The following is a 20951-nucleotide window of genomic DNA, read 5'->3' as shown; positions in this document are numbered from 1 at the left end:
GCGTCAGCCCGCGCTGTGCACCGGGCGTCCGGCCACGGGCACCGCAGCGCCGCTCGCGGCCGAGGCGTTCGACGCGGCGACGATCCTCGTCAGGGCCAGCGCGTGGTCGAGGTTGCCGTCCGCCGTCGTGCCGGTGCGGATGCGCTCCACCCACTCCGCGAACGCGCCGTCGAGCGCATCCGGGATCGGCAGCTCCTGCCAGCCGTCGCCGTACGTGCCGCCGGTGACCAGCAGCTTCTCGCCGCCGAACCCGTAGACGGCCACACCTTCCGTGCCGCGCAGCTCGATCGTGAACTGGCCGGGCGCAGAGGCGACGCTCGCCTCGAACACCCCGAGCGCTCCGCCGGGGAACGACGCCGTCACGACGGCGTTGTCCTCGACAGGATGCCCGGTGACCGACCCGTAGACGGCACTCACCGAGAGCGGTTCGGCGCGGTGGAACAGCCGGGTGAGGTATGCCGGGTGGCAGCCGAGGTCGGTGAGCGCGCCCCCGATCGCCTCCTCCGGGTTGCCGAACCGGTCTGGCAGCCAGCCGGCCACCCAGCCGTCGTGCGCGAGCCGCACGCGCGAGTACGTGAGGGTTCCGAGGGCGCCGGAGTCGACGATGGCGCTGAGCGCCTGCGTGTATCCGTCGTAGAGGCGGGGCAGCGAGACGACGAGCGCGACACCGGCGGCCGCCGCTGCTGCGACGATGTCCTCCGCCTCGTCTGCGGTGGGGGCGAGCACCTTCTCCGTGAAGATGTGCTTGCCAGCTGCCGCCGCACGCAGCATCACGTCGTGGTGCTGGTCGGTGGAGGTGGTGATGGTGACCGCATCCAGGGTGTCGCGGGCGAGCAGTTCGTCGAGATCGGCGACGAACTCGACGCCGAACTCCTCGGCTGCGGCGCGGCCGCGTTCTTCGTCGTCGTCCCAGACGGCGACGAGCTGAGTGTCTGGATGCTGTTGCGCGGCGTGCGCGTAGTCTCCGGCGTGCACGTGCCAGAAGCCGATCGCGGCGACGGTGAGGGGTTGGGGCATTGCAGTAGGCCTCCCTGCCTGTATTCGTTGCGCGCGAACACATCCAGCCTAGCCAGTTCTGCCCGCCGTTCGTCAACTTTTGCCAGACCGCGAGCTGAAGTCGGCGGCCACGGTGACGGCGGCGCGCCGCGTTCGTTCACGAGGCGTTCAGACTGCGGTGATGGGATGGGTCCGTGAACACGCGAATCGCGGAGTACCCACGACCGGACCACTTCCTGGTCCACATCAGCGACACTCACCTCCTGGCGGGGGGTGAGAAGCTTTACGGCTCCGTCGACAGCACGCACCACCTCCGGTCACTGCTCGCGGAGCTCGAATCGTCCGGCGGGCGACCGGAGGCGATCGTCTTCACGGGCGACATCGCCGACAAGGGGCAACCGGATGCGTACGCCACCATCCGCGACATCGTCGACCCTGTGGCCGAACGGCTCGGCGCCCGCGTCGTCTGGGTGATGGGCAACCACGACGAGCGCGGAGCGTTCCGGTACGGCCTGCGAGACGAACTGCCGGCCGTCGAACCGGTCGACGACGTGTTCTGGTTCGGAGGCCTGCGCGTGATCGCCCTCGACTCGAGCGTTCCGGGCCACCACTACGGAGAGGTCACGGACGCCCAGCTCGACTGGCTCGCCGCCGAGCTCGCGTCGCCCGCCCCGGAGGGCACGATCCTCGCCATGCACCACCCGCCCGTCCCGAGCGTCCTCGACCTGGCGGTCTCCGTCGAGCTGCGCGACCAGTCCGGGCTCGCCGAGGTGCTCGACGGCAGCGATGTGCGGAGCATCCTGGCCGGCCACCTGCACTACTCGTCGATGGCGACGTTCGCGGGCATCCCGGTCTCCGTCGCGTCGGCGAGCTGCTACACCCAGGACCTCAACGTGCCCGTCGGCGGCACCCGCGGCCGCGATGGAGCCCGCGCGTTCAACCTGGTGCACGTCTACCCGACCACCGTGCTGCACTCGGTGGTGCCGCTCGGCTCGCACCCCGCGCTCGACTACATCGACCCCGACGAGAGCGCTCGCCGCCTCGAGGCGGACGGCATCCGCATCCCGCCGGCGCTGGTGGATGCGCGGGGCCAGGTGACGTCGGCCGTGCGCCACGACCCGTCGCCCACCACCCCGATCCAGGTCATGGCCTGACCGACGCGGCTCCTGTGCTCTCGCGGGGCAGAAGCATGTGCGGTGCGACGATCTCCTGAGCGGGAAGGCTCGGGTCGTCGATCCTGGCTGCGATCCGCGCGATCGCCTGCTCGGCGATGAACGGCGTGTCCAGGGAGACGGTGCTGAGCGACGGCCGTGCGTACCGTCCCTCCTCGATGTCGTCGATGCCGACGATCGCGATGTCGTCCGGCACCTGCAGTCCTGCATCGAAGACGGCGCGTGCTGCGCCCATCGCGAGCAGATCCGAGTAGCAGAAGATCGCATCCGGTCGCGGCGACTCCGAGAGCAGCGACGTGGCCGCGGCGTAGCCGTCCGCCCTGCTGTAGTGGTCTGCCGATCGGACGAGCGATGGCTCAGGGCCGAGTCCGGCGCGCTGGAGCGCCGTGGTGTATCCCTCCGTGCGTTGCAGCGGAGTCGTGTAGTGCTCCTTGGGCTGCGCGCCGATCGCGGCGATGCGGGTGCGGCCGATGGCGATCAGGTGGTCCGTCGCGTCGGCGGCCGCCTGAACGTTGTCGATCGCGACGTGGTCGAACCGGCCGTCGAAGGTGTGCTCGCCGAGGAGCACGAGCGGCATGCCCTGGGAAGCGTTGACCTCGCTGAGCTCCGCCTCTGTGGCGAGCGGGGCGAACAGCATCCCGTCGAAGAGCATGTTGCGGTCGGTGCCGCGCAGCAGATCCTGTTCGCGCTCGTGGTCGTGGCCGGTCTGGTCGATCATCACCTGGTAGCCGACCTCGGCCGCCGCCGTGATGACGTCTCTGGCCAGTTCGCTGAAGTACGGCACGTCGATCTCGGGGACGACGAGGGCCAGCAGGCCGGTCCGGCCGGTCCGCAGTGTGCGGGCGACAGGGTTGGGGCGATACCCGAGCTCGTCGATGGCCTGTTCGACGCGGGCGCGCATCTTCGAGCTCACGTGCTCGTAGCCGCTCACCACGTTGGAGACCGTGCGCACGGACACGTTGGCGTGTTCGGCCACATCCCTGAGCGTTGCTGGCATCCACATTCCTCTCGCCGCCGCGGCTTCAACTCGATGTTTGCAACGATAGCAAACATCGAGTACGGTTTTGCATACGTTGGCAAACGGTAGACCGGGGAGTGACAAGACCCTGGTCGCCGACACGAGGAACCCGTCCGGGACCCCCACCCGGACGACCGCACAAAGGAGTGTCATGAAGCCCACCACCCCGAGAGGGCGAAAGGCCGCGATCACGCGGATCGTCGCCATCGGAGCAGCAGGTCTCGTCGCCGTCGGCTTGTCCGGCTGCGGTCCGGAGATCGGCTCTGCCGACACGACGACCACGTCGAGCACGGTGCTGAAGGCGCCGACCGAGAAGTCGCCGAAGGGCGAGATCACCATCTGGGACCGCTCCGGCGACCTCTTCAAGGTCTTCGACGCCGCTATCGCCGACTTCAACAAGGTGTACCCGGACATCAAGGTCAACCACGAGGCCGTCGACATCGACGCCAAGCTGCAGAACACCCTGATCACCGGCACCGACGTGCCGGACGGCGTCTTCCTCGACGACGCGAAGGTCGGCGGATACGCCGACTACCTCTGGAACCTCAAGGACGTGCTCGCGCCGTACAGCAAAGACATCGCGAAGCAGAAGGTCGACGTCAACACGGTGAAGGGCGGCATCTACGGTGTCCCGTTCGACCTCGATCCCGGCCTTCTGTTCTACAACGCCAAGGCCCTGAGCGCCGCCGGGATCGACCCGAGCTCGATCAAGACGTACGACGACCTCGTCGCTGCGGGCAAGAAGTACCAGGCGTACAAGCCGGGATCGAAGCCCATCCACCTGGAGCAGAGCGCCTTCCTCGGGCAGCTCCAGCTCGAGATGTACGCCAGCCAGCTCGGTACGAGCATCGCCGACGCGAACGGCAAGCTGCGCCTCGACTCGCCGGAGTACAAGCAGATCCTCGGCTGGCTCGACGATGTGCAGAAGCAGGGTCTCGGCACCCGCGCCGAATACCTCAGCCCGAGCGACATCGGAGCGCTCGACTCCGGCGACGAGGTCTTCTACCCGTGGTCGATCTGGTTCGACTTCGCACCGCAGCAGCAGCTCACCGCCACGAAGGGCGACTGGAGGGCCATGCCGCTCCCTGCCTGGAAGGACGGCGGAGCGCGAAGCGGCGCGATGGGCGGATCGTCGTTCGTGCTGCCGAAGGCGGGAAAGAACTCGCAGCTCGCCTGGCTGTTCTACAAGTTCCTGATGTACGACAAGGCCGGTTACACGGCGGTCTACGGACCGAACGACGTGTACCCGGGCGGCCTGAACACCTCGATCCCGGCATACGAGCCGGCAGCCGACCCTGACAAGCCCCTGTTCAAGCCGATCGAGGCGATGGGCAACCAGGATCTCTGGTCGACGGCGATCGAAGCGGGCAAGGAGATCCCAGGCGGCGCCCCGCTGCCGACCTGGTGGTCGGGAGCTGTCGACTACCTCGGCAACGACATCCAGAAGATGCTGGACGGCTCGCTCACTCCCGACCAGGTCATCGAACAGTCCTCGAAGGACATCCAGACCAACCTGATCGACCGCCAGTAACGATGCCAGGCCGACCCGCCCGCCGAACCGAGGAACACCCGTGACCACAACGACAGCCGCGCCTCCTGCGCCCTCTGCTCCGCCCCGCGCGGCGAGGGGGAGCAGAGGCTATTCGATCCGCAGAGCGCTCGCGCCCTACCTGTTCGTGTTGCCGTTCGTCGCGATCTTCCTCGCGTTCAGCATCTATCCGCTCGTGTTCACGCTGCGTCTGAGCTTCACGAACTGGCACGGATCGGGTGCGGCGGAATGGGTCGGCCTCGGCAACTACGCCTACCTGCTCGGCAACGGCGCCTTCTGGGCGTCGCTGGGGAACTCCGGCATCCTCTGGTTGCTCATCGTCCCCATCCAGATCGTCGGATGCATCGTCGTGGCTGTGCTGCTCGACAACGCGAAGCTCCGGATGCGCGGGTTCTACCGGGTGGCGTTCATCGTCCCGTTCGTCACCCCTCTTGTCGCGGTGGCGCAGATCTGGATCGTGCTCTTCGACCAGAACTACGGGGCGGTGAACGGCCTGCTGAACCTCGTCGGTCTACCCGATGTCGGCTGGCTGGTGACCAGCCAGTGGGCGAAGCCGACCCTGGCGCTGCTGTTCCTCTGGAAGACCAGCGGCTTCATCATCATCATCCTGCTCTCCGGCCTGCAGTCGATCGACGCGAACATCTACGAGGCAGCGTCGATCGACGGAGCCAACCGGGTGCGGCAGGTCTGGAGCATCACGGTCCCGCTACTGCGACGCACGATCATGTTCGCCGTCGTGCTGCAGACCCTCGCGGTGTTCCAGATGTTCGCCGAGCCCTTCGTCGTCACGAAGGGGGGACCGTACGGCTCCACCACAACGGCGGGGCTCTACCTCTACAACCACATCACCAGAGCCGATCTCGGCACCGGTGCTGCCAACTCGTTCCTGCTCGTCATCGTCGTCATGGCGCTGTCGCTCGGGTTCGTGCGACTCCTGCGGGCGAAGGACTGAACCGTGACGCCCATCACAGAGAACCCGAAGGCTCAGCGCACCGAACCTGCTGCGCGCCGCATCCGTCGACGGCCGCTGATCGGCTCCAACATCTTCCTGCTGATCCTCACCGTCGCGTTCCTGGCGCCGGTCGCCTGGGCGATCCTCTCGGCGTTCAAGCCGGCAGGGGACATCATCCGCGACCCGCTCGGCTTCGACCCGACCACGTTCACGCTCGACAACTTCCGCGGGATGTTCCAGGACGTGCCGATCGCGTCCGGCTTCCTCAACACCGGCATCGTGCTGGTGATCAAGGGCGCGATCACCCTGTTCTGCGCCCCGCTGGCCGGGTATGCGTTCGCGAAGTACGACTTCCGCGGCAAGAACCTCATCTTCGGAACCGTGCTGCTGACGCTGATGCTGCCGACGATCGTGCTGATCATCCCGCTGCTGCTCGAGATGAAGGAGCTCGGCTGGGTGAACACGTACCAGGCGCTGATCCTGCCCGGCTCCGTCGACGCGTTCGCGATCTTCTGGATGCGCCAGGTCATCTCCGCGGTGCCGGACGAACTGCTCGACGCTGCACGCGTCGACGGCTGCGGCGAGTTCGGCATCTTCTGGCGCATCGTCGTTCCCGTCATCCGGCCAGGCCTCGCCGGACTCGCCGTGCTCACGATCATGAACATCTACAACGACTTCGTCTGGCCGGTGGTCGTGGCGAGTTCGAGCAAGATGGCCACTCTGCAGGTGGTGCTATCGACCCTCGCCCAGAACATCTCCGGCAACAAGGTCGGGGCGGACTACGCCACCGTCACCGGCGAGCTGCTCGCCGCGAGCTCCGTCGCCCTCATCCCCCTGCTCATCCTTTTCATCGTGCTCCAGAAGCACTTCATCAACGGCATCCTCGCCGGAAGCGTCAAAGGCTGACCGTGCTCGCCGAACGAACGAAAGGCACTACATCTATGTCCGTCCCGAAGCCCGAGTATCCGCGGCCAGACTTCGACAGGTCAGATCGCTGGCTCACCCTCAACGGCGAGTGGGGGTTCGAGCCGGCCGAGGGCGAGCCGACCGCGATCGTGGTGCCGTTCGCCTGGGAGACCAGCGCATCCGGTGTCAGGCGCACCTGGCTCGAACGCGCTGTCTATCGTCGCGAGCTCGTCGTGCCGGGCGACTGGGACGGCAGGCGCGTCATCCTCTCCTTCGGCGCCGTCCACCATGTCGCACGCGTGCTGATCGACGGCATCCACGTCGGCACTCACACCGGCGGGTACACCTCGTTCGAGTTCGACATCACCGGCTTCGTCACGCCTGGCGAGCCTGCAGAGCTCGTCGTCGAGGTGGACGCCCCCGCCGACAAGCGGGAGATCCCGCACGGCAAGCAGCGCTCGATCCCGCGCGACGACTACGACGGCGTCTCGTTCACGCCGACCTCCGGCATCTGGCAGTCCGTCTGGCTCGAAGCGCGCGGGCGCACCTACCTGGAGTCGGCCGCGCTGCGCGGCGACTCGCTGACCGGGTTCGCGGTCTCGGGCCGCTTGGCGGGCGACGCCCCGGCTGGCGCGGAGGTCGTCGCCACGGTCGACGGGCGCGCCACGACGCTTGTCACCGACGCCGAAGGCCGGTTCGACGGCCTCCTGACCGTGGATTCGCCGCGGCTGTGGAGCCCGGCCGATCCGCACCTCTACGCCGTCGAGTTCCGCATCGGCGACGGAGATGCCGCCGACCGGGTGGTGGCGACGGCAGGGCTGCGCAGCATCGAGACGCGCGGAGAGCAACTCTTCCTCAACGGCCGGAGGCTCTACATCCGCGGCGTGCTCGACCAGGGGTACTGGCCGGAATCCGGTCTCACTGCGCCGGATGACGCCTCCCTCCTGCGCGATCTGGAGCTCGCCCGCGACCTCGGTTTCACCCTCGTCCGCAAGCACCTCAAGTTCGAGGAGCCACGCTGGCTGCACGAGGCGGATCGGATGGGCATGCTCGTCTGGGCGGAACCGGCCTGCCCCAGCCGGTTCACCCCTGACGCGGCTCTGGCGTTCGAAGAGCAGCTCCCCGGCCTTGTCGAGCGCGACGGCAACCATCCCTCCATCGTCGTGTGGGGACTGTACAACGAGGAGTGGGGCCTCGACTGGGACATCCCAGGCAGCCAGGAGCGCGCCGCCGCCGCGGTGCACGCGTACGACACGATGCGGGCGCTGGACGATTCGCGGCCGATCGTGGAGAACTCCGGCTGGGCGCACGTGCGTACCGACCTGGTCGACTGGCACTACTACGACGAGGATCCGGCGGCGTGGGCGGCGAACGTCGCTGCACTGGCCTCCGGCGAGAAGGAGACCTTCGAGGTCAAGCTCGGGCCGGACTTCGTCGTCGACAAGTCCTTTTACGGTTCGTCCGACTTCCCTCGGACGGGCGTCCCCATCCTGAACAGCGAGTTCGGAGCGGGGTTCACCAGCCTGGAGCGCGCCTGGCACGTCAGGTGGCAGACGCAGGAGATCCGCCGCCACGACCGGTTCGCCGGGTACGTGTACACCGAGCTCACGGACGTCGAGCACGAGATGGCGGGGCTGCTCGACACCGAGCGCCGTCCGAAGGACTGGGGCGGGCTGAACCCAGCGGACAGCAACGCGGACACGGTCATCGTGGTCGACATCGTTCCCCAGCGCGCCGGGGCGGACATCCCTGTCCCGACCGGCCCGCTGACGGTGGAGGTGCGCGTCTCGCACCACGGGGATGCGCCGATCGACGCCACCCTGCACGCCGCCTGGGCGGCGTCCGGCTCCCCCGAGCATCCCGTGACGGCCGAATCCGTGGATGCCCGTGCCGAGCTGACCGCCGCTCCGTACGCGGTCACCGCCCCTGTGGCGGTCACCGTGCCTGCGCCGTCCGGCGCGGCGCGGCTCCATCTCTGGCTCGAAGAAGGCGGCCGGTCCATCGCCCACACGTTCGTGGACGCGGCCGTCATCGAGCAGCCGAACCGCCGCGGGGCTCGTCAGAGCTGAGCCGCGGACGGACGGACGGCGCGCGCTCTCCCTGCCAACGCGAGCGCGCGTCGTCTCCGTCTCAGTCCTCCACGCGCTCCCACGGCGCAGGGAAGGGGAAGTACCGCTCCAGGAAGTCGGTGACGGACCTGGTCCGCTCCTCCACGCTGATCTCCGGCTTCGAGCCGTCGTTGAGGCAGAACATGTCCTGGTCGCGGCGCTTGAGCAGGCGCCGCATCTTCTCGGCCGCCTCGTGCAGCGTGGTCTCGATGTACTGCACCCTGGCCTGGGTCTGCACCACGGCCCGCCCGCTCATCAGCGCGTAGTAGTGGTACAGCGAGTTCGTCACCGAGATGTCGGTGGCAGAGCGGAACGGGCTCGCCGCCGTGCGCGCGAAGTCGTCCGGGAACTCCCGCTCCATCTCGTTGAGCACGCTGACCGTCAGCGGCGCGGCGCAGTGCTCCAGGTGGCGGGTGGTGACCGCGCCGAACCGCTCCCAGAGCAGGCGCCGGTTCACTCTGGCCGCGTTCTCGAAGCCGCTGCGGGCCGGGTCGCTCTCACCGAGGCCGATGCGCGTGCCCGCCTCCACGAACTTGGTCACCCCGCCAGGCGAGAAGAACAGGTCGGGGGAGATCGGACGGCCGATGAACATGTCGTCGTTCGAGTACAGGAAGTGCTCCGCGATGCCGGGGATGTGGTGGAGCTGGCTCTCGACGGCGTGCGAGTTGTGCGTCGGCAGCGTCGAGGTGTCGACGAAGAAGTCCTCGCTGCGCATGATGTGCACGTTCGGATGCGGGGCCAGCCAGTCCGGGAGCGGTGAATCGGTGGCGATGTAGATGTTGCGCACCCACGGCGCGAACATGTGCACGCTGCGCATCGCGTACTTGAGCTCGTCGATCTGCCGGTAGCGCGCCTCGTTGTCGTCGCCGTCGCCCACCACGTATGCGGCCTGCTGCGCTGCGCGCTTCCGCTGGAACTCGGCGCTCGACCCGTCCACCCAGGAGAACACGATGTCGATGTCGAACGCGATGTCGCTCGCCAGTGGATCGAACATGTGCTCCAGCGTGCGCCAGGTGCGGCCGTACAGCTCTACTGCGGCCTCGATCGCCTCGTTGCGGGGGAGACGCGTGCGCATCAGCGCATTGGGGCGCGGCGCCTCGATCTCCTCGTCGCCGAACCGCCAGAATTCGAGCTGCATGGCGGTGTCTGCGCCGTAGCGCAGGCGGCCGATCGGCTCCAGGCGCGGACGGTAGACCCGGAGGACGGAGGCCTTCCTGCTGGACAGCCTGCCGTCGGCGATCAGCGCGTCCACGCCGTCCACATCCATTGGCCTGGCGTAGAAGGGCTCATCGGCGAACGCGGTCGCGAGCGCGGCGGTGACTTCCTTCCTGCGACGGCGGTCGACGGCGATCACCCTGCGGTCGTCGTCACCGCGCACCAGCAGGTGCTCGATGCCCGCCGCATCCAGGGCGTCCCGCACCGCGAGCAGGTCTTCCACCATGGATTCGCGCGGCGTGAACGGGCCGGATACGAGGGTGAGGACGCCCTTGCGCATCACGACATCGTCGCGGCGCAGAGTCGGGATGCTCGTGCGGGAGTCGCCGGAGACGACGACGGGTTCTGGCTGGTCGGACAGGGCTGGAGACGGGTGTTCTGCCATATGGTTGCCACTCTATGTCGTCCGGCGCGAAGTTCCAGTGCCGGGGATGTTCGGGGTCGCGTCCTGGCCGGCAGAGCGCCGGACCCGTATCGGCTTTACGGGGTTCGGTCAATCCCCCTGGTCGGGAAAGTTTTCCGCGCCGGGAATAGTGGACAATGGCGGTATGGGAAAACTGGTCTACGGCTCCGGACAGGAGTATGACCTCGACGATCGCGTGCTGAGTCACGTCAAGCTCGCCATCGTAGCGAAGCTTCGTCGGCACGAGAGTTTTCTCCTCAACTGGGATGTTCCGGTCGAGCAGGGCTCCGGCCGCGTCTCGCTCTGGATCAGTCGCGAGGTGCCGCTGTCGTTCCAGTTCAGCGGCAGCCGCCCTCCCGCGATCAACCCGCAGTGGCTCGAGGCGCTCATGCACACCTCGCAGCGCACGGGCGGGATGGTCGTGATGAGCGAGGACTCGGTCGAGCAGCACCTCCCGGCCTGATCCGCTGGCGCCGTCGGTCGCGCTCAGTCGCGGGCTGCGCGCAGCGCCTTCTCCGCGTCCCTGAGTGCCGACTGCGCCTGGGTGATCCTGCGGCGCAGCTCCCGCTCGGCGGCGCGCGACTCCGCTAGTTCGTCCTGGGTGCGTTCGAGGCGGCGGGCGAGCGCGTCCCGTTCCGCCTCGAGGTCGGTGCGCCTGTCCACCTCCTCGTCGAGTTCGTCGTCGAGGGCGTCCGCGTCGGTGCGCGCGCGTTCGAGCGCTTTCTCCGCCGTCCGGACGCGACGCTCCCGCTCCCTGCGCTCGCTGGGCGACTCGGCGGGCTCTGCGGAGGCGGAGGCGGAGGTGGCTGCGGCTGTGGACGTGCCGGAGGCCCGCTTCGCGCGCACAGGCGGTGGCGCATCCACGTCGATGGGAAGCGCGACGGCGTCCGACACGTCCACCTGATCGACGCCGGTCGACTCCAGCGACCGCACCAGCAGGCCGCTCCGCACCGCCGCTGCTGCCGCCGCGTCGATGACGGCGGCCTGCAGGGTGTCCTCCACCTCGCGCAGCACGCCGGCGCTCGCGGCGCCGGCCGTGCGGGTCGCCTTCTGCAGGAGTCTTTGACGTTCACCGGTGAGTTCGCGGATGGCTGCGCGGTCCCGTTCGGCGAACGCCTCCCGCATCCGGTCGCCGACCTCCAGGATCGCGTCCACCACATCCGGATGCTCCCGCACCAGCGCGTTCACGGCCGCCGCAGACGCGGACGGCTTCCTGAGGCCGCGGATCTCCGCCGCAAGCGGGCTGCCGGCTTTGCCGGCCGCGGCGTTCCGCGATGCGGTGAACTCGGCCGTCGGCAGGGCGTACAGCTCGTCGGCCACCTCTCGCAGGTCCATGCCGTGAGTGTACGACGCCGGGTCCGCGCCGGTCAGTGGTTGCGGAGAGCGCTGATCAGTTCCTTCTTGTTCTTCGCGGAGTATCCGTGGAGGCCGAGCTCTTTGGCGCGCTTCTTGAGGTCGGGGACGGTCCAGTCGTCGTACGACCCCGACTCGCCACCCTTCTTCCCCACCGACGAGCGCCCGCGCGCCGCTGCCGCGTTGGAGATCCTGGCGGACTTCTCCTTCGAGTTGCCCTCATCGCGGAGCTCTTCGTAGAGCTTCTGGTCCTTCAGTTCCGGTTCGCTTCGCCCTGGCATCGGCGGCTCCTTCCGTTCGCCCGGCACGGTACCCCGCCGGTGCTGGATGCGGAACCCGGCCCCCGCGATACGACGGACGGAGAAGACACGGGATCAGCGGGAGGCGGCACGCACCTGGGCAAGGAGGGTTGCGGCGACCGCGTCGAAGGCGGCGGTGTCGCCCGTGGCGCGGGAGAGCAGCACGGCGCCCTCGGAGGCGGCGAGCAGCAGGGTCGCGAAGCGCGCTGCGTCGTCGGTGGAGAGGCCGCCCCGGGTGAGGAGCGCGGCCAGGTGGTCCTGCCAGGTGCGGAACGCCGCCGCCGTGCGTGCGCGGAGGTCGGCGGAGTCGGTGTCGACCGTGACCGCGACGAGCGCGCATCCGGCTGCGAACCTGGAGCGGGTGAGCAGGAGGCGCCAGGAGTCCAGGAACAGTTCGGCCACCCGCTCCGCCGATTCGCCGGCGCGCTGGTCGAGCAGGGTCACCGCGTTCTCGGCCGAGCGGTCGATCGCCGCCGCGACGAGCTCGTCCTTCCCGCCGGGGAAGTGGTGGTAGATCGAGCCCCGCGGGGTCTCGGTGAGGTCGATCACGCTGGAGAACGACGTGCCGGCGAGGCCGCGGGTGGCGAGCAGGCGGATCGCTCCATCGACCATCCTGGTGCGCACATCGGTGGCCACGGCACTCCCTCCTTGACTATGACGGTCGTCATAATCTATCGTCTATGCACACCATCATAATTTCGTGAGGAGCATCCCATGCCCATGATCGACGTCTACGCGCCGGCCGACCTCTTCCCCGCAGACGCGGACGAGCAGCTCGGACACGAACTCACCCACGCCGTGCTGCGGGCGGAAGGCGTCGCCCAGCCGGGTCCGTTCCACCTCGACAACACGGCCGCGTTCATCCACCGGCTGCCGGCCACGGCCGTCTCGACCGCGAACACGCCATCGGCGCGCACCGTGCGCATCCAGGTGATCACCCCGCCCGGTTCGCTCGACCGCGACGGCCAGAAGCAGCTCGTGCGCGAGGCCACGGAGATCGCTGCGAGGTTCGCAGGGGACGAGACGCAGGCGGCCCGCACCTGGGTCATCCTGCAGGAGGCGGCGGAAGGCGGCTGGGGCCTCGCGGGCACCGCGTTCGGCGTCGAGGAGTTCACCGCCCTGGCGAAGGCGGCTGCAGCGGCCCGCGGCTGAGCGGCTGACGGCGAAGGGCCCCGGATGCACGTGCATCCGGGGCCCTTTGACGTCCGAGTCGTTCTAAACGGAGCGCCGACCACTGATCATGCGTACCAGCCACACGATGATGGCGAACACCAGGAGGATGATTCCCACCCAGAGCAGCCAGTTGAGGGCCTGCACGAATCCGCCGGTGAACAGGAGCACGATCGCGACGATCGCGATCACGATGAGCAGAATGTTCATTTTCCGTTACCTGCTTTCTTTTCCGGTCGACCATGACGACGACCGGCGCCCACAGTAGACCGGGGATCGCAGCGTGTGAAGTGCCTGTGCCGAACTAGCTCGTGCGGATCTGCTCCGGCGAGGTCAGGCGCGTGGCGCGCGCGACGCCTTCACCGCGGCGAAGTACTCGGAGGCGGGCCGCAGCCAGATCAGGATGGTCGCCACGATCGCCGCGATCACCTGGATGCCGCCGATGAAGTAGATGGTCGCGAGGTTCAGGAACGAGATGACCGTGAGGATCGTCAGCACGATGCGCGCCCAGTTGCGGCCGCGGCGCATGAAGGTCGCGAACAGTACGAACACGAGCGCCCAGAAGATCAGCGTCACGATCGCCCAGACGATGCCGAACGTTACCGCGGCGTCCGCGAGCGAGTTCGCGTCGAGGTTCGTGCCGTTGGTCTGCGCGTTCTTCAGGCTGTCCGTGACCTGCTGGAGGATGATCGCGCGGTTCGCCGACACCGAGATGGCGGTGGCGATGCCGCTGATGACGCTGAGCACGGCGGCCGCGATGTACAGCCAGAATGCGATCGTTACCTGCTGCGGCGGAGTGGTCGGGGCGGCGACGGGCGCTGAGGGCGTCGCCGAGTACGCGGGGAAGCCGCCGGTCGCGGCCGCCGGCGGGTAGCCGGGTGCCGAGGTGGGCGCCACGAACGCCGGCGGCTCCGGCGCTGCGGGCTGCTCCGGCGCTGCGGGCGGAGGGGTGACGGGCTCCGCGGCGGCAGGCGGCTGGGCCGGCTCGGTGGGCGGAACGGGCGGGACGGCCCCTCCGGCGTCCGGCACAGGGGGAACGTTACCGCCGGTGGGCTGTTCCGGCTTGCTGTCGTCGTTGGGAATAGTCATGCCGCGACCCTACTGCGGGACAGACCGCCGTGACTACTCCTCGCCAGGCGCGGCGGGCGGGGGCGCGCTGTCGACCCTGGCGAGCGCGGCCGTCGCAGGGCCCTCCAGCACACTGCCGTCCGACGCGAACCGGGAACCGTGGAGCGGGCAGTCCCAGGACCGTTCCGCATCGTTCCAGCGCACGACGCCGCCCAGGTGGGTGCAGACCGCAGAGAGCGCGCAGGTCGCACCGTCCACCGTGGAGACGGCGACGGGCGCGGCGCCGCGATGACCGACGACACCCGTTCCTTCGGCGGGAGGCGGCGCATCCACCGGCAGCTGCTGCCCGGTCTCCGCACCGGCCCACTTCGTCAGGGCCGCCTTCCCGACGCCGGCGCCGAACGCGGCTCCCGTGGCGATGTCGATCGGATGCGTGACCCTGTGATGCAGCACGCGCGCCCACTCCAGGGTCTCGCCGGTGAGGTCGGCTGTGAGGCTGATGGCGGCGGCGACCGCATTGGTCATGCCCCACTTGTTGTAACCGGTCGCGAGGAACACCCGGCCTCTGCCGCGCGGCAGCCAGCCGACGAACGGCACCTGGTTGGCCGACCGGTAGTCCTGTGCAGACCACCAGTGCGTGCGGACGGCACCGGGGAAGGCCGTCTCCGTCCAGGCGGTGAGGTCGGCGACGAGCTCTGCGGGAGAGTCGGCGCGCCCGGCGACGTGGCCATTCCCGCCGACGACCAGGAGCTCGCCGTCCGGCGTCGTCGCGGTCCTCAGCGAGCGCGCAGGAGACTCCGCCGACAGGTACATCCCCCGTGGAAGCTCGCCCGGCACCCGGAAGGCCGCGACGTACGAGCGCAGCGGCTCCGTCTTGGCGAAGTACAGCCCGCGGTCGAGGATGGGCGTCCCGCTCGCGAGGATGACGTTGGCGGCGCGGGTGGTCCCGGACGTGCTCGTCACCACGGCAGGCTCGGACGCCGACACTCCGGACACGCGCTCGCCCTCCACGATCACGCCGCCCAGCGCGCGCAGGTCGGCGGCGAGCGAGGCGAGCAGCGGCATCGGGTCGAGCTGCGCCTGCGCAGGCAATCGCAGGGCGGCCTCGACGGCGAACGGCAGCTCGCAGCCGCGCTCCTCCGTTGCGCCCAGCCCGGCGATGCGCGCGGCGGCGAGCTCGGCGTCCAGGCGGTCGCGTCCGTCGAGCGTCGTCGCGTACGTGTACGCGTCGCGCACCTCGTACGGGATGCTCCTGGCGTCCAGATAGTCGAGCAGCCAGCCCTGTCCTGCTGTGTTGGCGTCGACGTATGCGCACATCACCCTGTCTGTGGTGTGCCGTCGCATCTGTGACAGCGTCGTGCCCTGCAGCAGGCTGACTTTGCCCGTGGTGTTCCCGGTGGTCACGGCACCGACGGTGCGTGCTTCGAGGACGGCGACGCGCATCCCGTGCCTGGCCAGCATGAACGCCGTGCTGAGCCCGGTGAGCCCGGCGCCGACGACCACCGCGTCGTACTCGGCGTCCCGCTGGAAGCGATCCGTGGGGATCTCGGCCGCGAGGTCGAGCCAGAGCGAGGTCATGTCGGACGCCGCGCGATCAGTTCAGCGAGTCGAAGTCGAACCAGAATGCGTCGTCGTCGTCCGCTCCACCGTCGCCTGGGTCGCGCGGAATGGTGGCCGTCTCGATCCTGACCTTGGTCTGGCTCGTGACGAACACCTCGCTCGGCGGTCTGCTCGATTGCGTGATCTGTACGAAGTCTCCATCGGAGCGGCTGGCCTTCACGACGTTGCTCTTCAGCTCTTCAACGGGAGCGCGGTCGACGAAGGTGAACCGGAGGTCGTCGATGTAGACGTGGAACACCTGCATACCCTCTCCCGTATCCTCTGCTGTCTCGTCGCGATAGTACGCGGCGATTCGGGATGCACCAGTGCATCGGACGAACTTTCAGAGGTCGCCCGCGAAACGCCTCAGAGCAGATCCAGATCCAGACCGTCCGATTCCTCGGTTCCGCTCGTCACGAAACCGGCCCTGCTGGTGAGCGCCGCCATCTTCCCCTCGAGCGCTGCGACGAACTCGTCGTCGACGAGTTCCTCGATGCCCGGTGCGTTCTCCGCGAGGATCTGGCTGGCGGGCCCGAGGACCAGCATCACCTCTGTGACGTCTCCCGCCTCCGCGACCGCGGGAGCTGACACCTCGGCGGCCGTGCGATTCGACGCCAGTGCCGCGGCGTAACGCAGCAGCACATCGGCGATCGCGTCACCGGTCAGGAGGGACCCGCTCGCGTAGTGGATGCGTTTCATGAACCCATCCATACCGCCTCAGGGGAGGAGGTCAAGGGCCTTGAGGTTCGCGGAGGCGAGGGAGTCGGGGCCTGGCGGCTGTCGTACCTCCCCTGTCCGCGGCGCTAGCATGACCTCCGTGACCACGCCAGCGCGGGCCCCCGACCCGGCCCCCGACCCGGCCATCGTCGCGCGCCTGCGTGCGGCGGGCTGCGTGTTCGCGGAGGACGAGGCGCGCCTCATCGCCGAGGCTGCCTCGAGCCCGCAGGAGCTGGAAGACCTCGTCGCCAAGCGCGTCTCCGGCCTGCCATTGGAGCCGCTGATCGGCTGGGCGGAGTTCTGCGGGCTGCGCATCCGCGTCGCGCCCGGCGTGTTCGTGCCGCGGCACCGCACGGAGTTCCTGGTGGAGCAGGCCGTGGCACTCGCCGCTCCGGATGCGGTGGTGCTCGATCTCTGCTGCGGCGCCGGCGCGATCGGGGCGGCGATCGCATCCAGGGCCGGCGCTGGCGTGGAACTGGTGGCGTGCGACGTCGAGCCCGCTGCTGTGCGGTGCGCGCGAGAGAACATCGAGCCGGCCGGCAGCGTCTACGAGGGCGATCTGTACGACGCGCTTCCCGCATCCCTGCGCGGGCGGGTGGACGTGCTCGCCGTGAACGCTCCGTACGTTCCGACGGACGCGATCGCGCTGATGCCTCCCGAGGCGCGGCTGCACGAGCCGGCTGTCGCCCTCGACGGAGGCGGTGACGGCCTGGACGTGCAGCGCCGCGTCGCCGCCGGCGCAGGCGAGTGGCTGGCGCCGGGCGGCTCGCTGCTGATCGAGACCAGCGGCGAGCAGGCGACGCAGACGGCAGCGCTGTTCCAGCGGGAGGGGCTGAGCGTTCGGATCGCGACCTCCGACGAATACGACACCACGGTCGTGATCGCTACGGCGTGACGGAGCGCCGTTGATGTCTAGCCCGGCTAGGCATATCGTGTGCCGCATGACCTCCGCCTCCACCTCCACCGCCGCGGCCGCCTCGATCGGCACCCGCCCTGTCGCCGCCGACCGGGTGCGGCAGGTCGCGGTGCTGGTCTCCGCCGTGCTCGCGCTCGTCGGCGCGTTCGTCGGCTCGGGAGCGGCGGGCGGAACCCCGATCGCCAAGGCCGCAGGCGGCGCGCTGAGCGCGGACGCCACGATGCTCTCGCCCGCCGGACCGGCTTTCGCCATCTGGACGGTCATCTACCTCGGCCTCGTCGGCTACGCGATCTGGCAGGCGTTCCCGTCGCAGGCCGCCAAACCGCGGCAGCGCAGCATCAGCTACTGGATGCTCGCCTCCCTCCTGCTGAACGCCGCCTGGATCCTCAGCGTCCAGTTCGGGATGCTCGCGGTCTCCGCCGTCCTCATCGCAGCGCTGCTCGTGGTGCTGATCGTGGCGTTCGTGCTGCTGCAGCGCATCCACGGAGGGTCGACGGCCGACGCGATCCTGTTCGATGGGACGACGGGCCTCTACCTCGGCTGGGTGATGGTCGCGACCGTCGCCAACGTGACGAGCCTGCTCGTCGCCGCCGGATTCGACGGCTTCGGCTGGAGTCCGCACGCCTGGGGGATCGCGCTCGTCGTGGTCGCGACCGTCCTCGGCGCCGCGCTCGCGATCTGGGACAGAGGTCGCCTGACGCCGGCCATCGCCAGCGCGTGGGGCCTCGCCTGGATCGGGGTGTCCCGGCTGACCGGCACACTCGTCTCCGCCCCCGTCGCCATCACGGCCATCGCCGCCGCGGTCGTGCTGCTGATGATCGCGCTCGCCGTGCGGGTGGGCGGGAGGGGGAGGACCCCGGCTCGGTCGTGACGCCGGCGCGGTCGTGATCCGGGCTAGATCGTGATCCAGCCCGCCGCGAGCGCCACGATGGCCGCGACGGCCAGCAGCACGGCGACGACGCACAGCACCGCCTCGTACGGCCGGAACACCCGCAGCCCCCTCTCCCGCCTGGCCGCCACGAACAGCAGCGTGCCTGGAGCGTAGATGATGAACGTCAGCAGCAGATAGCCGGGCCCGGCCGCGACGATCAGGAACAGCGTGTAGATGGTCGCGATGATCGCCACCGTCAGCCCGCGCCTGCTGCGGCCGCCAGGGTCGTCGCCCGCGCGGGTCTCGAGCTTGAGGGCGTAGCCGGCCGTCAGCACGTACGGGATGAGGGCGAGTGAGCTGCACAGGCTCAGCATGAACTGGAAGGCGTTCTCCGAGAAAAGCGTCACCACCAGCAGCGCCTGCACCAGCAGCGTCGTCAGCACCAGTGCAGCGACAGGGACGTTCCGCTTGCTGACAGCGGCGAGGAACCGCGGGGCGTCCTCGTTCCTGGCCGTGGTGAACAACACCTCCGACGCCATCAGGGTCCACGACAGGTATGCGCCGAGCACGGAGACGACGAGACCGACGCTGATGAGCGTGTATCCCCACGGCCCGACGATCGCCTGCAGCACGCTCGCGACCGATGGCTCCCGCATCCCGCCGATCTCCGCCCGAGGGGCCACGCCGAACGACAGCACCGTGATGAGCACGAACAGGCACAGCACGCTGAGGAAGCCCAGCAGCGTCGCACGCCCGACATCGCGCCGGTTCTTCGCGTACCGGGAGTAGACGGATGCGCCCTCGACACCGAGGAACACGAACACCGTCAGCAGCATCGTCTGCTGGATCTGCCCGAACAGCGACGACAGATCCGGGCTGCCCGTGCCCCACAGGTTGAGGGTGAAGGTGTTCCAGTTGAAGCCGATCGCCACGACGATCACCAGGAACACCACCAGCGGCACCACCTTGGCGACCGCGACGATGGTGTTGATGAACGCGGCCTGCGGCACCCCGCGCCTGATCAGCAGGAAGAACCCCCACACGCCCACCGTCGAGACGGCGACGGCGAGCACGGTGTTCCCGGCGCCGAACGCGGGGAAGAGGGCGCCGATGGTGGAGCCGATCAGGACCCAGTACGTGACGTTCCCCGCGCATCCACTCGCCCAGTATCCGAACGCGGAGAAGAACCCGACGTAGTCGCCGAACCCGGCCTTGGCGTACGCGTAGATGCCGGAGTCGAGCGCGGGCTTGCGCACGGCGAGCCGCTGGAACACGAACACCAGGGTGAGCATCCCCGCTCCGGCGATGGCCCAGGCGGCGATCGCGCCGATCGCCCCGGTCGCGCCGGCGAACGTGCCAGGCAGCGAGAACACGCCAGCCCCGACCATCGAGCCGACGACCATGCCGGCCAGGACGAGAACGGGAAGTTTGCGTGTTGCGGTCACGTGCATCCATAGTACTTTCGCCTGCGCCCCCGTGGATGCGCGGCCCTCCTGCCGCGCCCTTGCTGCCGCGCCCTGCTGCCGCGCCTTGCTGCGCCTCCTGCGGCCCAACCGAATCTCCTTCCGAACGGACTCAGCCGCCCTGCGCGGCACGTTCTCCTTCCGAACGGAGACCGCGTGCGGCCGGGGCCGTAGGCTGGGACGATGGGCGGAGTGGTGATCGGGTTCGCGATCATCGCGTTCGTGATCGCCGTCGGCTATGTGGCCGGGCGCGCGGGGATCGGCGGCCCGCAGGCGGCGTTCGTGCTGAACCGGATCGCGTTCTTCGTCACCAATCCGGCGCTGCTGTTCGTCACCCTGGCGAAGGCCGACCTGCATGTGGTCTTCTCGGCCCAGCTCGTCGTCTCCGCGGTCGCAGCCCTCGCGTCGGCCGGACTCTTCGTGCTGCTCTCGCGGCTGTTCTTCAAGCGGAAGGCGGCGGAGACCACTATCGGCGCGCTCGGAGCCGGGTACGTCAACGCCAACAACATCGGGCTGCCCGTCGCGGTGTACGTGCTGGGAAGCGCCTCCTTCGTCGCGCCCGTGCTGCTGCTGCAGCTCATCGTGTTCGCGCCGATCGCGCTCACCGTGCTCGACGTCACCTCCAGGGGCTCGGTCTCCGTGCGGTCGATCCTCACCCAGCCGATCCGCAATCCGATGATCATCGCCTCCGTGCTCGGCATCCTCGTCGACCTCAGCGGTGTCAAGCTGCCGGATGCGGTGTTCCAGCCGTTCGTCCTGCTCGGCGGAGCAGCGGTGCCGCTGGTGCTGATGGCGTTCGGGATGTCGCTGCACGGCTCCCGGCCGCTGAACGCCGACCACGGACGCGTCGAGATCCTGACGGCCTCGGTCATCAAGGCGGCTGTGATGCCGCTGATCGCGTTCCTCGTCGCCTGGCTCGGCTTCGGGATGCACGGGCACGCGCTGTTCGCGGCCGTCGCGCTCGCCGCGCTGCCCACCGCGCAGAACGTCTACAACTTCGCCGCCCGCTACGAGCGCGGGATGCCCGTGGCGCGCGACATCGTGCTGCTCACGACGTTGTTCGCGGTGCCCGCCCTGCTCCTCATCGCTGCCCTGCTCGCCTAGCGCGCTTTCGCACGCGTCGTGCGCAACGTGCGCTTCGCGCCTCCGCGACCGCGCTTTTCGCACGAGCCGCGA

22 protein-coding genes are annotated in these 20951 nt (G+C 69.1%); 10 read left to right on the top strand and 12 right to left on the bottom strand.

The genetic code is table 11. The annotated features are described in order from the left end of the window. Positions 1-3: 3 nt before the first annotated feature. Positions 4-1017 (bottom strand): Gfo/Idh/MocA family protein, encoded by a 1014-nt coding sequence (locus ACIRCZ_RS10915; protein ID WP_402852845.1) that lies wholly within the window; start codon positions 1015-1017, stop codon positions 4-6. 173 nt (positions 1018-1190) lie between these two features. Here ACIRCZ_RS10915 and ACIRCZ_RS10910 point away from each other — a divergent pair, with 173 nt between their 5' ends. Next, positions 1191-2150, top strand: coding sequence for a phosphodiesterase (locus tag ACIRCZ_RS10910; RefSeq protein ID WP_402852842.1), 960 nt, complete (start codon positions 1191-1193; stop codon positions 2148-2150). Here ACIRCZ_RS10910 and ACIRCZ_RS10905 read toward each other — a convergent pair. Further along, complete coding sequence (locus tag ACIRCZ_RS10905) at positions 2140-3165, bottom strand: LacI family DNA-binding transcriptional regulator (protein ID WP_402852839.1); 1026 nt, start codon at positions 3163-3165, stop codon at positions 2140-2142. The genes ACIRCZ_RS10910 and ACIRCZ_RS10905 overlap by 11 nt on opposite strands. Before the next feature lie 172 nt (positions 3166-3337). On the opposite strand from ACIRCZ_RS10905, the gene ACIRCZ_RS10900 reads away from it, so the two are divergent. The 4 genes from ACIRCZ_RS10900 to ACIRCZ_RS10885 are packed head-to-tail and all read left to right on the top strand — an operon-like array spanning position 3338 to position 8662. Then, complete coding sequence (locus tag ACIRCZ_RS10900) at positions 3338-4717, top strand: ABC transporter substrate-binding protein (RefSeq protein ID WP_402852836.1); 1380 nt, start codon at positions 3338-3340, stop codon at positions 4715-4717. A 40-nt stretch (positions 4718-4757) separates the two neighbouring features. Then, positions 4758-5687 carry a carbohydrate ABC transporter permease gene (locus ACIRCZ_RS10895; RefSeq protein ID WP_055897502.1) on the top strand — a complete coding sequence of 310 codons (930 nt, stop codon included), beginning with the start codon at positions 4758-4760 and terminating at the stop codon, positions 5685-5687. A gap of 3 nt (positions 5688-5690) precedes the next feature. Next, on the top strand, positions 5691-6593 hold the full coding sequence (locus tag ACIRCZ_RS10890) for a carbohydrate ABC transporter permease (RefSeq protein WP_402852833.1): 903 nt from the start codon (positions 5691-5693) through the stop codon (positions 6591-6593). Between the two features lie 35 nt (positions 6594-6628). Next, positions 6629-8662: a glycoside hydrolase family 2 protein gene (locus ACIRCZ_RS10885; RefSeq protein WP_402852831.1), complete on the top strand. Its 2034-nt coding sequence runs from the start codon at positions 6629-6631 to the stop codon at positions 8660-8662. A 61-nt stretch (positions 8663-8723) separates the two neighbouring features. On the opposite strand, the gene ACIRCZ_RS10880 is transcribed toward ACIRCZ_RS10885, so the two are convergent. Beyond that, positions 8724-10301 (bottom strand): stealth family protein, encoded by a 1578-nt coding sequence (locus ACIRCZ_RS10880; protein WP_402852829.1) that lies wholly within the window; start codon positions 10299-10301, stop codon positions 8724-8726. 163 nt (positions 10302-10464) lie between these two features. On the opposite strand from ACIRCZ_RS10880, the gene ACIRCZ_RS10875 reads away from it, so the two are divergent. Further along, the gene (locus tag ACIRCZ_RS10875) at positions 10465-10782 is read left to right on the top strand and encodes a hypothetical protein (protein WP_055897514.1); all 318 of its coding nucleotides are present in this window, start codon (positions 10465-10467) and stop codon (positions 10780-10782) included. Positions 10783-10805: 23 nt separating this feature from the next. On the opposite strand, the gene ACIRCZ_RS10870 is transcribed toward ACIRCZ_RS10875, so the two are convergent. From ACIRCZ_RS10870 to ACIRCZ_RS10860, 3 genes are all read right to left on the bottom strand, one after another. Continuing rightward, positions 10806-11654 (bottom strand): hypothetical protein, encoded by an 849-nt coding sequence (locus ACIRCZ_RS10870; protein WP_402852827.1) that lies wholly within the window; start codon positions 11652-11654, stop codon positions 10806-10808. A 32-nt stretch (positions 11655-11686) separates the two neighbouring features. Then, positions 11687-11953, bottom strand: a complete 267-nt coding sequence (locus tag ACIRCZ_RS10865; protein WP_055897519.1) for a Rho termination factor N-terminal domain-containing protein — start codon at positions 11951-11953, stop codon at positions 11687-11689. A 93-nt stretch (positions 11954-12046) separates the two neighbouring features. Beyond that, entirely contained in the window at positions 12047-12607 is a 561-nt protein-coding gene (locus ACIRCZ_RS10860; protein WP_402852823.1) for a TetR/AcrR family transcriptional regulator, read from the bottom strand. A gap of 78 nt (positions 12608-12685) precedes the next feature. On the opposite strand from ACIRCZ_RS10860, the gene ACIRCZ_RS10855 reads away from it, so the two are divergent. Beyond that, positions 12686-13123, top strand: a complete 438-nt coding sequence (locus tag ACIRCZ_RS10855; protein WP_055897526.1) for a tautomerase family protein — start codon at positions 12686-12688, stop codon at positions 13121-13123. A gap of 63 nt (positions 13124-13186) precedes the next feature. On the opposite strand, the gene ACIRCZ_RS10850 is transcribed toward ACIRCZ_RS10855, so the two are convergent. The 5 genes from ACIRCZ_RS10850 to ACIRCZ_RS10830 form a co-directional block, all read right to left on the bottom strand. Then, positions 13187-13351: a DUF4175 domain-containing protein gene (locus ACIRCZ_RS10850; RefSeq protein ID WP_143465476.1), complete on the bottom strand. Its 165-nt coding sequence runs from the start codon at positions 13349-13351 to the stop codon at positions 13187-13189. 123 nt (positions 13352-13474) lie between these two features. Beyond that, positions 13475-14230 (bottom strand): hypothetical protein, encoded by a 756-nt coding sequence (locus ACIRCZ_RS10845; RefSeq protein ID WP_402852820.1) that lies wholly within the window; start codon positions 14228-14230, stop codon positions 13475-13477. A gap of 33 nt (positions 14231-14263) precedes the next feature. Further along, complete coding sequence (locus tag ACIRCZ_RS10840; RefSeq protein ID WP_402852818.1) at positions 14264-15787, bottom strand: FAD-dependent oxidoreductase; 1524 nt, start codon at positions 15785-15787, stop codon at positions 14264-14266. Positions 15788-15803: 16 nt separating this feature from the next. After that, the gene (locus ACIRCZ_RS10835) at positions 15804-16073 is read right to left on the bottom strand and encodes a hypothetical protein (RefSeq protein WP_055897532.1); all 270 of its coding nucleotides are present in this window, start codon (positions 16071-16073) and stop codon (positions 15804-15806) included. 101 nt (positions 16074-16174) lie between these two features. Then, a complete protein-coding gene (locus ACIRCZ_RS10830) occupies positions 16175-16507 on the bottom strand; it encodes a hypothetical protein (protein WP_055897535.1) in 333 nt (110 codons plus the stop codon). 118 nt (positions 16508-16625) lie between these two features. Between ACIRCZ_RS10830 and ACIRCZ_RS10825 the strand changes: the two genes are divergently transcribed. Both ACIRCZ_RS10825 and ACIRCZ_RS10820 read left to right on the top strand, forming a co-directional pair. Beyond that, positions 16626-17420 (top strand): putative protein N(5)-glutamine methyltransferase, encoded by a 795-nt coding sequence (locus ACIRCZ_RS10825; protein WP_402852815.1) that lies wholly within the window; start codon positions 16626-16628, stop codon positions 17418-17420. A 46-nt stretch (positions 17421-17466) separates the two neighbouring features. After that, the gene (locus tag ACIRCZ_RS10820) at positions 17467-18312 is read left to right on the top strand and encodes a TspO/MBR family protein (protein WP_402852813.1); all 846 of its coding nucleotides are present in this window, start codon (positions 17467-17469) and stop codon (positions 18310-18312) included. Between the two features lie 23 nt (positions 18313-18335). On the opposite strand, the gene ACIRCZ_RS10815 is transcribed toward ACIRCZ_RS10820, so the two are convergent. Next, complete coding sequence (locus ACIRCZ_RS10815; RefSeq protein WP_402852811.1) at positions 18336-19865, bottom strand: basic amino acid/polyamine antiporter; 1530 nt, start codon at positions 19863-19865, stop codon at positions 18336-18338. 93 nt (positions 19866-19958) lie between these two features. Between ACIRCZ_RS10815 and ACIRCZ_RS10810 the strand changes: the two genes are divergently transcribed. Continuing rightward, positions 19959-20879, top strand: coding sequence for an AEC family transporter (locus ACIRCZ_RS10810; RefSeq protein WP_055897547.1), 921 nt, complete (start codon positions 19959-19961; stop codon positions 20877-20879). The last annotated feature ends 72 nt before the right edge of the window (positions 20880-20951 follow it).

It is taken from the genome of Leifsonia sp. NPDC102414 (genome assembly GCF_044765685.1).
In the GTDB taxonomy this organism is placed as follows: domain Bacteria; phylum Actinomycetota; class Actinomycetes; order Actinomycetales; family Microbacteriaceae; genus Leifsonia.
This window is presented reverse-complemented; position numbering and strand designations above follow the sequence as displayed.

What these genes read in the sequence shown, in the direction of transcription:
- ACIRCZ_RS10915 (WP_402852845.1), bottom strand. Translation starts at nt 1,017, where the DNA reads ATGCCCCAACCCCTCACCGTCGCCGCGATCGGCTTCTGGCACGTGCAC.
- ACIRCZ_RS10905 (WP_402852839.1), bottom strand. Translation starts at nt 3,165, where the DNA reads ATGCCAGCAACGCTCAGGGATGTGGCCGAACACGCCAACGTGTCCGTG.
- ACIRCZ_RS10900 (WP_402852836.1), top strand. Translation starts at nt 3,338, where the DNA reads ATGAAGCCCACCACCCCGAGAGGGCGAAAGGCCGCGATCACGCGGATC.
- ACIRCZ_RS10885 (WP_402852831.1), top strand. Translation starts at nt 6,629, where the DNA reads ATGTCCGTCCCGAAGCCCGAGTATCCGCGGCCAGACTTCGACAGGTCA.
- ACIRCZ_RS10880 (WP_402852829.1), bottom strand. Translation starts at nt 10,301, where the DNA reads ATGGCAGAACACCCGTCTCCAGCCCTGTCCGACCAGCCAGAACCCGTC.
- ACIRCZ_RS10875 (WP_055897514.1), top strand. Translation starts at nt 10,465, where the DNA reads ATGGGAAAACTGGTCTACGGCTCCGGACAGGAGTATGACCTCGACGAT.
- ACIRCZ_RS10870 (WP_402852827.1), bottom strand. Translation starts at nt 11,654, where the DNA reads ATGGACCTGCGAGAGGTGGCCGACGAGCTGTACGCCCTGCCGACGGCC.
- ACIRCZ_RS10865 (WP_055897519.1), bottom strand. Translation starts at nt 11,953, where the DNA reads ATGCCAGGGCGAAGCGAACCGGAACTGAAGGACCAGAAGCTCTACGAA.
- ACIRCZ_RS10855 (WP_055897526.1), top strand. Translation starts at nt 12,686, where the DNA reads ATGCCCATGATCGACGTCTACGCGCCGGCCGACCTCTTCCCCGCAGAC.
- ACIRCZ_RS10850 (WP_143465476.1), bottom strand. Translation starts at nt 13,351, where the DNA reads ATGAACATTCTGCTCATCGTGATCGCGATCGTCGCGATCGTGCTCCTG.
- ACIRCZ_RS10845 (WP_402852820.1), bottom strand. Translation starts at nt 14,230, where the DNA reads ATGACTATTCCCAACGACGACAGCAAGCCGGAACAGCCCACCGGCGGT.
- ACIRCZ_RS10840 (WP_402852818.1), bottom strand. Translation starts at nt 15,787, where the DNA reads ATGACCTCGCTCTGGCTCGACCTCGCGGCCGAGATCCCCACGGATCGC.
- ACIRCZ_RS10835 (WP_055897532.1), bottom strand. Translation starts at nt 16,073, where the DNA reads ATGCAGGTGTTCCACGTCTACATCGACGACCTCCGGTTCACCTTCGTC.
- ACIRCZ_RS10830 (WP_055897535.1), bottom strand. Translation starts at nt 16,507, where the DNA reads ATGAAACGCATCCACTACGCGAGCGGGTCCCTCCTGACCGGTGACGCG.
- ACIRCZ_RS10820 (WP_402852813.1), top strand. Translation starts at nt 17,467, where the DNA reads ATGACCTCCGCCTCCACCTCCACCGCCGCGGCCGCCTCGATCGGCACC.
- ACIRCZ_RS10810 (WP_055897547.1), top strand. Translation starts at nt 19,959, where the DNA reads ATGGGCGGAGTGGTGATCGGGTTCGCGATCATCGCGTTCGTGATCGCC.